Below are 13,891 nucleotides of genomic sequence, written 5' to 3'. Positions count from 1 at the left end.
AAAACCTTGTGCCCGTTGTGGTGAAAAATTAAACTATAGTATATTATTATTTGTGTAATTCGCATAATAAAAAAGCAAAAAGCGCAAACCGTAATGGCCTGCGCTTTTCTATCAATAAAAATAAACCCACTAATTCTTAATTACTCTTATGGTTTGTACGGCATTTGCCGATGTTACTTTTGCAAAATAAACACCTGATGCAAAAGCTGTAGCATCTACTACAGAAGCAGTACTGGCCATATAAACTACTTTACCGGTAATATCTATAATTTGCAGGTTACTGATAACATTGTTACCTGCACTAAAATTCCAAACACTTTGTGTAGGGTTAGGGTATACTTTAAATACAGCTGCCTCAATATTGTTGAGCCCTGCTGTAACATCCATAAACATATAATCGCCTGTGAGCCTGTTGAACATTACATTGTAAGTGCCTGCCGTAATTACAAGATTTGGCGCATCTCCTGCGGTGCTACCCGTACCGTTAGGAAATTCTGTACCACCCCAGCCTGTTCCCCACGCATGGTTAAGCCTGAATTTAGCTTCGCCACCTGCAAATGTAAAATTGTTTAAAGTATAGTTTACACCATCTGTAGTAGTAAGATCTGTATCAGTATCCCAGTTAACAACACCGGCACCTATAAGGCTTATGGTAACGTAACCAAAGTTGTAAACACCTGTTGTTTTATTAAAAGTGATGTTATAGCTATTGTCTAAAACAGGTATTTCGCTGCCTTCAACTGCTGTTCCCGTTGGGAATGATGAACTACCCCAACCCACTGTTGCATCATTAACCCTAAAGGCCATAGCCCCGGCCTGTAGCATAACGTTATCTGCAAAATAATTAACACCGTCGCTGGTTGCAAAAGTTACAGAAGCATCTGCCCCCATAAGCGCTACTGCATCATACACCACACCCGCAGGAACAAATGTGTAAGCACCGGTGGTAATATTAAATGTTACATCCCATGTGTTGTTTGTAGCCGGAATGTTAGCACCACCCTGTGTACCGGTACCGGTAGGAAACCCGGCACTTCCCCAGTTAACCGTCCAGCCATCATCCTGCCTGAATTTAACTCCGGGATCTGTATCAGGAACAGAAATAACCACGTTGTTTAGGGTATACGTTATACCATCAGTAGTTACCATATCGGTATCCGATCCCCAGCCTGTAACTGTAGATCCGCCTAAAATACCAATGTTTGCAAACTGGGCGAACGACATTGCAGTACCCATTAAAAATACTGCACTCAATAAAAGTAATTTTTTCATCATGTAAAAAATTTAAATTAAAGAAAACGTTATAGTGAATTGGTTAAAAAAATGGCTGCGCAATAGCTACGCAGCCGGTATTATTGTTTTACTGGGTTAAAACCCAATATTGCCATGGCGTGGCATTAATTGTTTGGCCTTTTTCAAGCGTTACTTGTTCGCCTGTTACCGCATTTGTAAAGCTACCTGCTATAGGAACTTTAAATTGCAATATCTGATTTGTCAGGTTGGCTATATAATATACTTTTTTACCTCCTTTTTTCCTCTCAAAAGCAAGTATCTTTTTATCATTTGAAGTTTTAAGCCTTGTATACGATGCCGGTTTTTTACCGCCATTTAGCGCTTCGTCATTGTTTTTAAGGGCACCCAGTCTTTCATAGATACCAAACATTTTTCCTTTTTTTCTTTCTATAGGATCCTGCTCAAAAAATTTGAGGCGGCGTTTATTATCATACTCCTGACCGGTATAAATAAGCGGCATACCCGGCATAACGTAAGTTAGGGCCGCAAAAGCCCCGGCAGCATCGCCCATACGTTCATATTCGCTTCCGTTCCATGCATTTTCATCATGGCTGCTGGTAAGGTTCATCATGATATCGTCTTTCTCATATTTTTTAGAAAGATTAACCATAAGCTTATCCCAGTCGGCAACTGTTTTTTTACCCTGGGCTATATCGTTCATTACGTGGTGGGCTTCAAAACCATACCCCATATCAAACTGGCCTTTCAGCAAATACTCTTTTTCCGATTCCATAAGCATAAACAAAGGCTTAACTTCTTTAAGCTTAGGTATCGCAAAATTCCAGAAATCGGCAGGTACATTATCGGCCACATCACAACGGAAACCATCTATGTTCTGGTCTTTAACCCAGTACAGCATGGCATCCTTCATAGGCTCATACACTTTCTTGTTGGTATATTCAAGGTGGGCCACGTCTGTCCATCCCCACGGTTCGCCTGTTTCAGGGTTTAGTGGGTCGGTTACTTCGCCCTTGGCATTGTGCTGGTAATATTCTGGGTGTTCAGTAATCCATTTATGGTCCCACCCGGTATGGTTAGCCACCCAGTCAAGGATTACATACATGCCGTTATCGTGCGCTGTTTTTACCAGTTTCTGAAAATCCGCAAGCGTACCCAGATCAGGGTTTACCGCAGTATAATCGGTAATGGCATACCAGCTGCCCAGGTATTTTTTCTTTTCATTAGGGTCGGTAATATCCTCAATAGATTTGTCGGCAGTAGCTTTCCTTTTTTTCATTGAGATAGGATAAATAGGCATTACCCATAATATCTTAACCCCAAGTTTTTTGAGCTCCGGAATGTCTTTTGTAAAGGCGTTAAAAGTACCTTCTTTAGAATAGTTACGAATGTTTGCTTCATAAATTACAGCATTCTCCATTGCGGCATCACTTACCGGTGGCAGCGTTGCTGTGGTGGTCGTTGTTTCGGTTGCAGCTTCTGTTTTCTTTTCCTCTTTGCAACCCAACAACATAGTAAGGGCAAGAGCGGTTATTACTATTTTTTTCATATAGAATAAGATTTATTATAGCTTCTTATTTCAGTTCTAATACTATTACACTCTTCGGCTCCATCGTGATATCGCCCGTAACATTTACGGTTTTACCTGTAATTACATCTGTACCCGATTTATGGTTTTTAATACTCTCTGCAAAGCGCGCCGACTTAAACGTCCTGCTTTCGCCACTATTGTTTACCGCTACCATAACAGTTTCTTTATCATTATACCTAAAGTATACATACACATTATTATCGGGTATGTACTGTGTGGTTTTACCGGTATGAATAACTTCTTTGTTCTTTCTCCAGGTAAATAGTTTAGACGTAAGGTCAAAATATTGTTTTTCCTGAGCGTTACGGCCTGCCGCTGTAAAGGCATTGTGCGCATCTGCAGCCCAACCTCCGGGAAAGTCATGACGAATGTCGCCATCGCCCTTGCCTTTATCGCCTGCCATACCTATCTCGCTGCCATAATACAACTGAGGGATACCCCTTTCGGTAGCCAGTATTGCCATAGCCATCCGGTATTTTTTAAAATCGTTTTTATAGATCTCGTTTATACGGCCTGTATCATGATTCTCGGCAAAAATGAGCAGGTTGTTTATGTTTGGGTACAAAAAGTCGTTCGCTAAATTGTTGTACATTTTCATGGTTCCTTTATCCCAGCCTGCATCATCTTCGTTAAAAGCCTGGGCAAGTGCATCCATACCCGTAAAGTCCATAACGGTAGGCAGGTGTGAGTTGTAACTCTCGATAGCGCCCACTTTACTGTCTTTTTGCCAATACGCCATTTGCGCCTGGTCGTTCATCCATACTTCGCCTGCTATATTAAAATGAGGGTACTCGTCTGTAATAGCTTTTGTCCATTTAGAGATACCGTCTTTATCATTATATGAATACGTATCTACACGAAAACCGTCAAGGTCGGCGTACTCAATCCACCATATAGCATTTTGCTTAAGGTAGTTTAGCACCAATGGATTGCTTTGGTTAAGATCGGGCATGCTTGGTACGAACCAACCGTCTACACACTGCCTCTGGTCAATTTTAGAAGCGTTGGTATCAAACTGTGTCGCCATGCGGTAATTAGACTGCGAGTAACCCGGAAACTGGTGCACCCAATTGTACATAGGTAAATCTTTATACATCCAGTGCTCTGCACCCCAATGGTTGGTAACATAATCAAGCACCAGCTTCATGCCTTTCTTTTTTACTTCAGATGACAGGCGCAGGTAATCTTCGTTAGTACCATAGCGCGGGTCTATTTTATAAACATCGCTCTGGCCATAACCATGATATGATCCCCGTGCATCATTATCTTCGCACAATGGCGTAACCCAAACTGCTGTAGCACCCAGCTCTTTTATATAATCCAGGTTTTTAATTATACCTTCTATATCGCCACCGTGGCGGCCGTTAGGATTGTTCCTGTCGGCTTTTTCATTGGTGTTTTTAGTATTGTCATTACCTGCATTTCCGTTAGCAAAACGGTCGGGCATAATAAGGTACATCATGTCACACGAATCGTAACTGTCCCTGTAACCTGAGTTTGCTTTGCGCTTCTTAAGCGAATATTTCTGGGTAAAGGCAACCTTATTTTTGTTTTTGAACGAAAAAACAAGATCAGATGCCGGTACGTTTTTAGTATCTATTGTTACAAAAATATAGTTAGGGTTTTCGGTCTTAACCACGCCCGTAATTACCACATTGTTTGATACCGATGGTGTGTATTGTGCTATGTTTTTACCATAGAACATAATTTGAAGTTCGGGGTTATTCATCCCTGCCCACCAAAAAGGCGGTTCTACCCTATCGGCCTGGGCGAATGCAATACTGCCCGTAAGAAGTAATAGTAAAAGTAATTTTTTCATTTGTTGTATTTATAGTTTTGGCCATCGGGCCTCACTTCCTGCAAGGTTTCTAAAACCTTGTAGGTATAATTTGTTTGGTTAATTAACCTACAAGGTCTCTAAGACCTTGCAGGTTATCAAAATGTACTATACCGTTACCAGCATATTAGGCTGTACGGTAATATTTTTACCGTTTACCACCACATTAATCTCAGTATCTCCTTCTAAGGTAAAGCTGGTATCTGCAGCATGAACGGATACTTTAAGCACCTGATTCCTAAAGTTTATTTTAAATGAATAACCCTCCCATTGTTCCGGTATTCTTGGTTCAAAATGCAATGTGTCATTTTTAACACGCATCCCGCCAAAACCTTCTACAATACTCATCCATGTACCGGCCATACTGGTAATATGCAGGCCTTCTTCCACCTCCTTATTGTAATCATCAAGGTCAAGGCGCGATGTCCTTAAGTAAAATGTATATGCCTGCTCCATCCTGCCCAAGCCTGCTGCCTGGATAGAGTGCACACATGGTGATAATGACGACTCATGCACTGTAAGTGGCTCATAAAACTCAAAGTGTTTTTCAAGCTGGTCTTTTGTAAAGTGGTCTTCAAAAAAGTAAAAGCCCTGTAAAACATCGGCCTGCTTGATGTAAGGCGAACGCAATATCCTGTCCCAGCTCCATTTCTGGTTGATAGGGCGCTGAGAGCGATCTAACTCACTAACGGGGATAAGTTCCTTATCAAGAAAACCGTCCTGCTGCAGGTATACACCATGCTCTTCAGAGTATGGGAAATACATGTTATCCGACACTTTTTTCCATTCTCTAATTTCTTCAGCATTTAAGTTTACTAAAGACATAATGCGGTCAAAGTCGGCACTGTATTCGTCTTTTACTTTCGTAATTTGCTCTACCGTATAATCTATACACCACTTAGCAATATAGTTGGTATAAAAGTTATTGTTTATATTGTTTTCATACTCATTAGGGCCTGTTACACCCAGTATCATGTACTTGTTTTTATGGCTTGAGAAGGTAGCCCTCTGGTGCCAGAAACGCGCAATACCTATAAGTACTTCCAATCCTTTTTCAGGAATGTAGCTGTAATCTCCGGTAAAGCGGTAATAGTTATAAACGGCAAATGCAATAGCCCCGTTACGGTGAATTTCTTCAAACGTAATTTCCCATTCGTTGTGGCATTCTTCGCCATTCATGGTAACCATTGGGTATAAAGCAGCCCCGTTTTTAAAGCCTAATTTTTCTGCATTTTCTATAGCTTTACCAAGCTGGTTGTGGCGGTACGTTAACAAGTTCCTTGCAACCTGCTGGTCTTTAGTAGCCATGTAAAAAGGAATACAATATGCCTCGGTATCCCAATAGGTACTTCCACCGTATTTTTCGCCGGTAAAACCTTTGGGGCCTATGTTAAGCCTTGGGTCTTTACCAAGATACGTCTGGTTTAACTGGAATATATTAAAACGGATTCCCTGTTGTGCCTTAACATCACCATCTATAGTAATATCGGCCATTTCCCAGATAGAAGCCCACGCCTGTTTTTGTTCTTCAAGCAAAGCATCATATCCTTTGGCTTTCGCCGATGCAATCACTTTTTTAGCAGCAGTAACCAATATTTCATTGTCATGGTCAAGCGACACAATATAGCCACCAAACTTAACAATACCCGATGTTTCTCCCTGGTTAACCTCTACCGCATAACTAAGCTGTACTTTATCTTTACCTGCCGTAACATTAACCGGCAGCACTTCAAGATCGTTACCATTTAAGTGTATGCAGTTGTGCATAAATGTAGCAGCATTAAAATGTGTTTTAAATGTACGCGCTGTTACAAAAGCCTCATTACCATTATGCTGAACATCCAGCGGCTCCCAGAATTTTTCTTCCCAGTTGGTATCCATGTTTTTTACACCGGCATCTACATACGGTTTGTACACAATTTTTGCTGCACGGTTTACCGGAGTAACGCGGTAGTTTATAACACCAAGCTCATCATCGTTTATAGACAGGAAACGGGTTACGTTTACCTTAACCTCCATACCGCTTGGCATTACCGCCTCAAATGAGCGGTGGTACCAGCCCTCCTTCATGTTAAGCTCGCGCCTAAAATTTACAATCTCGCTGCACGTGGCAAGATCCAGGCTTTCACCGTTAACTTCTATATCTATACCTATCCAGTTAGGTGCATTAAGTACCTTTGCAAAATATTCGGGATAGCCGTTTTTCCACCATCCCACTTTAGTTTTATCCGGGTAATAAACACCCGCTATGTAGCTTCCCTGAAAGGTATGCCCTGTGTAGTTCTCTTCAAAATTAGCACGCTGCCCCATGGCACCGTTACCTATACTAAATAAGCTTTCGGATGATTTTACCCTTTCCGCATCAAAGCCTTCTTCAATTATACTCCAATTGTCCGGTACTATATAATCCTGGTTCATCTTATTTATTAACTAAGGTTTCTAAAAACTCTGTGTCTATCTCTGTAAAATCGTTAAAGTTGTACTGGGCTTCATGCAATGTGGTTTTATCGCCAATGCCTATACTTATCATGCCTGCTACGTTTGCCGCCTGTAAGCCTGCTACCGAATCTTCGAATACTATCGACCCTTTGGCTGGTTTGCCCACCAGTTGCGCTGCCATAAGGAATACTTCCGGGTCGGGCTTGGCATTGGTTACGTCATTACCATCTACAATAGCGTCGAAATAATCCAGTATGCCTACCTTTTCCAGTATCGGCCTTGCATTTTTACTTGCAGATCCTAATGCTATAAGCTGGTCCTTTTTTTTAAGCCAGTCCAGTACTTCTATTACGCCAACCAATATTTCATCGGCCTGCATGTTTGCAATAAAAGACAGGTAATCCTCATTCTTTTCTGTTAGCCATGCGTTCTTATCCTCGTCTGATGCCTGTACATGGCCAAGCCCCAAAATAATGTCCAGCGAACGGATGCGGCTCACACCTTTAAGCAGCTCGTTATGCTCGTGTGTAAAATCGATACCCAAGCGGTTCGCTATTTTTTGCCAGGCCAGGTAGTGGTACTTGGCCGTGTCTACAATGACCCCGTCGAGGTCGAAAATAAATGCCTTTTGATTCATTATGTTGATTGATTGATGTTTTATTGTTTAATGGTAACACTTGCCCTGTCGTTAACCAGTAAGGCCATAACGCCGGCAAGTATCATAGAGGCACCTCCTATAAGCAGGGCATAAATGGGCTCGTTATCAAAAAAGAACGATACTAAAAAGCCCAGTATAGATGCCGCCAAAAGTTGTGGTATTACTACAAAAAAGTTAAATACCCCCATGTAATACCCCATTTTAGATGCCGGCAGTGCGCCGCTTAACATAGCAAATGGTATAGAAAGTATACTGGCCCAAGCTATGCCTACACCTATCATAGAAAAGTCGTACATATAAAATGTAAAGCTTAGCCATGACCCTTTAGTGCCAATGCTAAATATCTCGTTGTTAAACGTGCCCGCAAGGCCAAGGTAATAAATAGAGGCAAGCCCAAGCCCGCCTGCCACCAATGCTAAAAAGTGTGTAAACTTACGGCTGGTACGTTTTGCTATTAATGGTATAATAAAAGCTGCGAGAGCGCCCACGAGGTTATAGTTGGCAAACATTTCGTTAACCACATTGGCACCTGTATTATATGCAACAGATGTAGTATCGGTGGTTTTAAAAATGTGCTCGGTTACTGCACCGGTGGTATAAATCCACATAGAGAAAAGGGCAAACCAAGTAAAGAACTGTACCCATGCAAGCTGTTTCATAACCTTAGGCATAAACTGAAAATCGTTCATGATGGTAATAAAACCATTGCGGTAGTTGCCAGCCTTTTGGCTAAGGCCGGAGATAATGAGTGCCACACCACCAAGGCTTATTAACCCAAGCGATAAAACATAAAGGTCTTTTTTAAGATCGTTTGCATAAATTACATACGTAAGCAGCAAACCGAAAATAAAGGCTACGATCCCTATTAGTAAATGCCTGCTGCCATTTGCTGTAAACCACGATGCCGGCTTTTCTTCCTCGTTGTATTTTTCTTCCTCATTTTTCTCAAAGGCCGCAAGCTCTTCCGGCGAATATTCTTTTGTGGTAAAAATGGTGACCAGCACAGATAGTATAAACGCTGCACCGCCTATGTAAAAAGAATATTTAACAGAGTCGGGTATCTGTCCGGCCGGGGCTACATTGCTTACATTATAATAGGTAAGTATGTTAGGCAGCTTAGAAGCTACATAAGCACCAAGCCCTATAAAAAAACTTTGCATGGCAAAACCTGTTGTGCGCTGTTTTTCGTTTAGGACGTCTCCCACAAAAGCACGAAAGGGCTCCATGGTAACATTAATAGACGCATCAAGCATCCATAATATCCCGGCGGCAAACCAAAGGTGCGGAGAGTTAGGCATTATAAACAATGCTACAGATGCTAGCAGTGCGCCTGCTAAAAAGTAGGGCTTACGGCGGCCAAGCTTTGTCCAGGTCCTGTCGCTAAAGTAACCGATTATGGGCTGTACAATGAGCCCTGTGAGCGGGGCTGCTACCCATAGTGCCGGGATATCGTCTATAGATGCTCCAAGTGTCTGGAATATCCTGCTAACGTTGGCATTCTGGAGGGCAAAACCCATTTGTATCCCTAAGAAACCGAAACTCATGTTCCAAATTTCCCAGAAACCTAATTTACGCTTTTCCATTATCGTATAAATGATGTATTAACGATAAGCGCGTATGGCTTATCAAAACTATAATTGTGTTGAAGTGAAATTATAAGCTTTGATAATCAGTTACAAATATAGCTATTTTTTAATTTGAAAAACTTTTAAGCCAAAAAAAATTCCGTCTGTAGTGGCGGAATTTTTTTTTAACCATTTGGATACAAATATTTTACGCAAAACTACATCGTTGACGTAGATTCTCTTTCAACTAAGTGCGTTTCAATTAATTCTGTCCTGTATTGCTCGTTTTCCTCTTCTTCTTCCATCTCCAGGCGCTCTATAAGCATCTTGGCAGCGCGGCCACCCATGTAAATCCCGTTCTGGCTCACGGTGGTAATACTTGGACTGGAAAACTGTGAAATAATACCATCGGTAAACCCTATTACAGATAGTTCTTCGGGTATTTTTATGCCCATTTTTGCCGCCAGTTTAATACTTGTTACCGCAAAAAGTTCATTTACGGCAAATATGGCATCGGGCCTTTTATCTTTTAGCAACGCTTCAATTTTAGAGGCACAGCCTTCTATATCTTCAATCTTTACTATCATATCCTCATGCACCGGTATATCATGGTCGTTAAGTGCGTTTATGTAACCATCTGTGCGTAAGCGGCCCACACTTACATAATCTACCGTTGTAACAAGGGCAATGTTTTTAAAGCCTTTGGCAACCAGAAAATCAACCGCTTCGTAAGCCGCGAGCTGGTCGTCTATAATTACCTTATCACAAAGCACATCGTTAGTAATCCTGTCGAACATTACAACGGGCATCCCCTGGTTTATAACCTCCTGTATATGGTGAAAGTCTTTTTTTTGTTGCGTTTCTTTAGATAATGACATGATAAAACCATCGGTACTGCCATTTGCAAGTATCTCCATATTTATTACCTCTTTGTCAAAACTTTCGTTGCTAAGGCACACAATTACGTTGTAGCCATTTTCGTTTGCAACCTGCTCTATACCGCTAATTACCGTAGCAAAAAAGTGGTGTACAATTTCTGGGATAATAATACCTATGGTCTTTGTTTTTTTATTCTTAAGGCTTAGTGCAATATTATTAGGTTTATAGTTGTAAAATTTGGCAAAAGCCTGTACCTTTTGTTTTGTATCCTCACCTATTTCAGGACTGTTTCTCAACGCTTTAGAAACTGTAGATATAGACACATCCAATTCTTTAGCAATTTGCTTTAAAGTGACCTTTCTTTTCATAACAGGGATAAAAATTATTGAATTACAGTTAAAGGTAAATTTAATTTTTAATAATAGCAATATAACAGCCTAAAAATGAAAAGTTTTCAACACGCCAACGTTTGCGTAGCCCTATTTTACGAAAACGTTTTTTTTGTATTAACAAATTGAATAATTTTAATCTCTGAAGTGGAATTATAAGCTTAAAAAGCAAAATTTAACCTAAACAATTTGTATGAAAACTATGTATCAAAGATTACTATTTTTATTGCTGATGCTACCGTTTAGTGTGCTGGCCCAGAGCACGCTAACAGGCGTAGTGCGCGATAATACTACGGGAGAGCCCATACCCGGCGTAAATGTAATTGTACAGGGCACCCCAAACGGCACTGCTACAGACCTTGATGGTAAGTATACCATAGGTAATGTAAAGAGTGGCGATAACCTTGTTTTTAGCTCTATAGGCTTTGCAACCCAAACTGTTGCCTATAGCGGACAGCCTACACTGGATGTAGTTTTGAAAGATGATGCCACCCAACTACAGGAGGTAGTTGTTATAGGGTATGGTACCACAACTAAAAAAGATGCGACCGGTGCCATAACGACGGTAACATCTAAAGATTTTAATAAAGGTGCCATAAGCAGTGCCGACCAGTTATTAACAGGCCGTGCACCGGGTGTAAGAATTACCAGCGCGGGTGGACAGCCGGATGCCGCACCAAACATAAGGATACGTGGAGGCAGCTCGCTATCGGCACAAAACAACCCGTTAATTATTATTGATGGTGTACCGTTAGACTTTGTTAACCCTGCCGGTGTAAACAACCCACTATCGCTTATAAACCCTAATGACATTGAGTCGTTCACGATACTTAAAGATGCCTCTGCAACTGCAATTTATGGTTCAAGGGCTTCTAACGGCGTTATCATTGTAACTACTAAAAAAGGATCGTCGGGCGCGCCGCAGTATACATTCTCATCTACTGTTTCTATTGGTAAAGTTACCAAACAGCTTGATGTTATGGATGGGCCTACTTTTTCGAGGTTTATACAACAGTACTACCCTGGCCAGGTAAGCAAATTAGGTATTGCAGACCCTAATGCTCCTGCAGGAACGGTTGATGACCCTTTAACTCCAAATATTATTGAAGGCAGAATATTGTCTAACACGAACTGGCAGGATGCTATTTACAGGACATCTATATTAACAGACCATAACTTTAGCGCTCGTGCTAACCTGTTTAAAAAAGTTCCCTTTAGGGCATCTGTTGGCTATACAAACAATGAAGGTGTTGTAAAAACAAATGATTATGAGCGTTATACAGCATCATTAAAAATTACTCCTACATTTTTTGATGACCACCTTAAAGTAGATATCAATGCTAAAGGCTTAAGGGCTCAAAAAAATACGATAGATGATGGTGGCGCTATAGGCGGTGCATTAAACATGGACCCTACAAAACCTATTTATGCTACCGGTACTGCTAATAACTTTGGCGGATATTACCAAAACGTTACGGCGGCAAACCCTCAGGATTTTGATGGCCAGTACAACCCTGTTAACTTACTTGACCAACGCAGAAGGCCGGAAAATGTAAATAAACTATTAGGAAACGTACAGTTAGACTATAAAATGCATTTTCTGCCGGAACTTAGGGCTATTGTAAATGCAGGTTTTGAAGGGTCGCGCGCTAAAATTACAGAAAATTATGGCGAGTATGCTTTTGCGAGTTACCAGCTTAACAACCAAACCGGAAATTATATTTACAACCCGGGTATTAACTACAGGGAAGAGCAGCATATATCAAACAAAACACTTGACACTTACCTTGCTTACACTAAAACATTTAATGGTTTTATAAGCCGTATAGATGCTCAGGCGGGCCACACGTTCCAGAGTTTTGTAAATGATGGTAACAAAGAAATTTACAGGTATAATACAGATACCGGTATAAGGGAAATTACACCAAACGTACAAAACCCAAACAACAGGTATTACAACAAAACTGTATTAGAGTCTTACTTTGGCCGTGCTAACGTAGATCTTGCAAGCAAATACCTGTTTACGTTTACAATGAGGGCAGACGGATCGTCGCTTTTCAGGAAAGACAAACGTTGGGGCTACTTCCCTGCGGCAGGTTTTGCATGGAGGGCTATTGATGAGAAATTCCTTAAAGACAGTAAAGTTGTTACAGACCTAAAAGTACGCCTTGGCTATGGCCAGACGGGACAACAGGATATTACAGGTATAGCAGGTTACTACCCTACATCTGCCCTGTTTAGCATAGGTGCTACAAACAGCCAGTACCTGCCGGGAGTAAACACATATAGTGCGAACCCTTTTAACGACCAGTTAAAATGGGAGGTTACCACTACATATAATGCCGGTATTGATTTTGCATTCTTTAAAAATGATGTACTATCCGGTAGTGTAGATGTGTACCGCAGGGATACAGACGATTTACTTGTTAAGTCTTTTGTACCATCAGGACAATACCTTACAAACGAGATTACTCAAAACGTGGGTTCGTTAACTAACCGTGGTATAGAGGTTAACTTAAAAGTAAGAGCTATTACAACAGATGATTTTACATGGGAGATATTAGGTAACCTTGCTTATAATAAAGGTAAAGTAACCGACCTTAATAATGTAAACTCTATCGAGGCTTCAGAATCCGGGCTACCTGTACAAACAGGTTTAAAACTTGCGCGCCATGCAGTGGGCCAGCAGCCTTACTCTGCTTACGTATTCGAGCAATTGTATGATGCATCAGGCCACCCAATAGTAGGTGCTTATAAAGACCGTAACGGCGATGGTGTTATTACTAACGACGATAAGTATTACCAACCTTTACGCCCTAACTATACTTTTGGCTTCAGCACTAACTTTACGTACAAGGACTTTGATCTTTCTGCAACCTTCCACGGCCAGTTTGACGGTAAAGTATACAATGCCATTAAGCTTGCAGGCGGTTATACAGAGCGTGTATTACCTAACAACACGAACAACCTTAATAACGCACTTAACTTTTATAGTGGCGCTGCCGACCCAAGCTTCCAGACCATTAATGGTAACGTACCGGCATCTGACTATTTCTTAGAAAGTGCTGCTTTTTTAAGATGCGATAACATTACACTGGGTTACAGGATAAAGAACATTACTAAAACAGGTACACTACGCCTCTATGCAGGTGTTAATAATGCCTTTATAATTAAAAGTTACTCAGGCCAGGATCCTGAAAACTTTAATGCAATTGATAGTAACTTTTACCCACGCCCAAGGATGTACAACTTTGGTTTAAACTTTGACTTCTAAAAAATTGA

8 protein-coding genes are annotated in these 13,891 nt (G+C 41.0%); 1 reads left to right on the top strand and 7 read right to left on the bottom strand.

Annotation, left to right across the window (positions count from 1 at the left end):
* Nucleotides 1-129 precede the first annotated feature (129 nt).
* The 7 genes from F565_RS0111120 to F565_RS0111090 all read right to left on the bottom strand — a co-directional run bounded on the left by F565_RS0111120 (nucleotide 130) and on the right by F565_RS0111090 (nucleotide 10,588).
* Entirely contained in the window at nucleotides 130-1,275 is a 1,146-nt protein-coding gene (locus F565_RS0111120) for a T9SS type A sorting domain-containing protein (RefSeq protein ID WP_081621334.1), read from the bottom strand.
* Between the two features lie 85 nt (nucleotides 1,276-1,360).
* Nucleotides 1,361-2,800 carry an alpha-amylase family glycosyl hydrolase gene (locus F565_RS0111115; protein WP_020213302.1) on the bottom strand — a complete coding sequence of 480 codons (1,440 nt, stop codon included), beginning with the start codon at nucleotides 2,798-2,800 and terminating at the stop codon, nucleotides 1,361-1,363.
* Between the two features lie 25 nt (nucleotides 2,801-2,825).
* Nucleotides 2,826-4,661, bottom strand: a complete 1,836-nt coding sequence (locus F565_RS0111110; RefSeq protein ID WP_020213301.1) for a glycoside hydrolase family 13 protein — start codon at nucleotides 4,659-4,661, stop codon at nucleotides 2,826-2,828.
* A gap of 126 nt (nucleotides 4,662-4,787) precedes the next feature.
* Complete coding sequence (locus F565_RS0111105; protein WP_020213300.1) at nucleotides 4,788-7,097, bottom strand: glycoside hydrolase family 65 protein; 2,310 nt, start codon at nucleotides 7,095-7,097, stop codon at nucleotides 4,788-4,790.
* 1 nt (nucleotide 7,098) lies between these two features.
* Nucleotides 7,099-7,755, bottom strand: a complete 657-nt coding sequence (gene pgmB / locus F565_RS0111100; protein WP_020213299.1) for a beta-phosphoglucomutase — start codon at nucleotides 7,753-7,755, stop codon at nucleotides 7,099-7,101.
* A gap of 20 nt (nucleotides 7,756-7,775) precedes the next feature.
* Nucleotides 7,776-9,359 (bottom strand): MFS transporter, encoded by a 1,584-nt coding sequence (locus tag F565_RS0111095; protein ID WP_020213298.1) that lies wholly within the window; start codon nucleotides 9,357-9,359, stop codon nucleotides 7,776-7,778.
* A gap of 200 nt (nucleotides 9,360-9,559) precedes the next feature.
* Complete coding sequence (locus tag F565_RS0111090) at nucleotides 9,560-10,588, bottom strand: LacI family DNA-binding transcriptional regulator (protein WP_020213297.1); 1,029 nt, start codon at nucleotides 10,586-10,588, stop codon at nucleotides 9,560-9,562.
* A 214-nt stretch (nucleotides 10,589-10,802) separates the two neighbouring features.
* Between F565_RS0111090 and F565_RS0111085 the strand changes: the two genes are divergently transcribed.
* Nucleotides 10,803-13,883 carry a SusC/RagA family TonB-linked outer membrane protein gene (locus tag F565_RS0111085; protein ID WP_026300008.1) on the top strand — a complete coding sequence of 1,027 codons (3,081 nt, stop codon included), beginning with the start codon at nucleotides 10,803-10,805 and terminating at the stop codon, nucleotides 13,881-13,883.
* Nucleotides 13,884-13,891: the final 8 nt, after the last annotated feature.

Source organism: Flavobacterium rivuli WB 3.3-2 = DSM 21788 (genome assembly GCF_000378485.1).
Classification (GTDB): Bacteria; Bacteroidota; Bacteroidia; order Flavobacteriales; family Flavobacteriaceae; genus Flavobacterium; species Flavobacterium rivuli.
The sequence above is the reverse complement of the archived record's forward strand: the minus strand, read 5'-3'. Positions and strand labels throughout refer to the sequence as shown.

What these genes read in the sequence shown, in the direction of transcription:
- F565_RS0111110 (WP_020213301.1), bottom strand. Translation starts at nt 4,661, where the DNA reads ATGAAAAAATTACTTTTACTATTACTTCTTACGGGCAGTATTGCATTC.
- pgmB (WP_020213299.1), bottom strand. Translation starts at nt 7,755, where the DNA reads ATGAATCAAAAGGCATTTATTTTCGACCTCGACGGGGTCATTGTAGAC.
- F565_RS0111085 (WP_026300008.1), top strand. Translation starts at nt 10,803, where the DNA reads ATGAAAACTATGTATCAAAGATTACTATTTTTATTGCTGATGCTACCG.
- F565_RS0111105 (WP_020213300.1), bottom strand. Translation starts at nt 7,097, where the DNA reads ATGAACCAGGATTATATAGTACCGGACAATTGGAGTATAATTGAAGAA.
- F565_RS0111115 (WP_020213302.1), bottom strand. Translation starts at nt 2,800, where the DNA reads ATGAAAAAAATAGTAATAACCGCTCTTGCCCTTACTATGTTGTTGGGT.
- F565_RS0111090 (WP_020213297.1), bottom strand. Translation starts at nt 10,588, where the DNA reads ATGAAAAGAAAGGTCACTTTAAAGCAAATTGCTAAAGAATTGGATGTG.
- F565_RS0111095 (WP_020213298.1), bottom strand. Translation starts at nt 9,359, where the DNA reads ATGGAAAAGCGTAAATTAGGTTTCTGGGAAATTTGGAACATGAGTTTC.
- F565_RS0111120 (WP_081621334.1), bottom strand. Translation starts at nt 1,275, where the DNA reads ATGATGAAAAAATTACTTTTATTGAGTGCAGTATTTTTAATGGGTACT.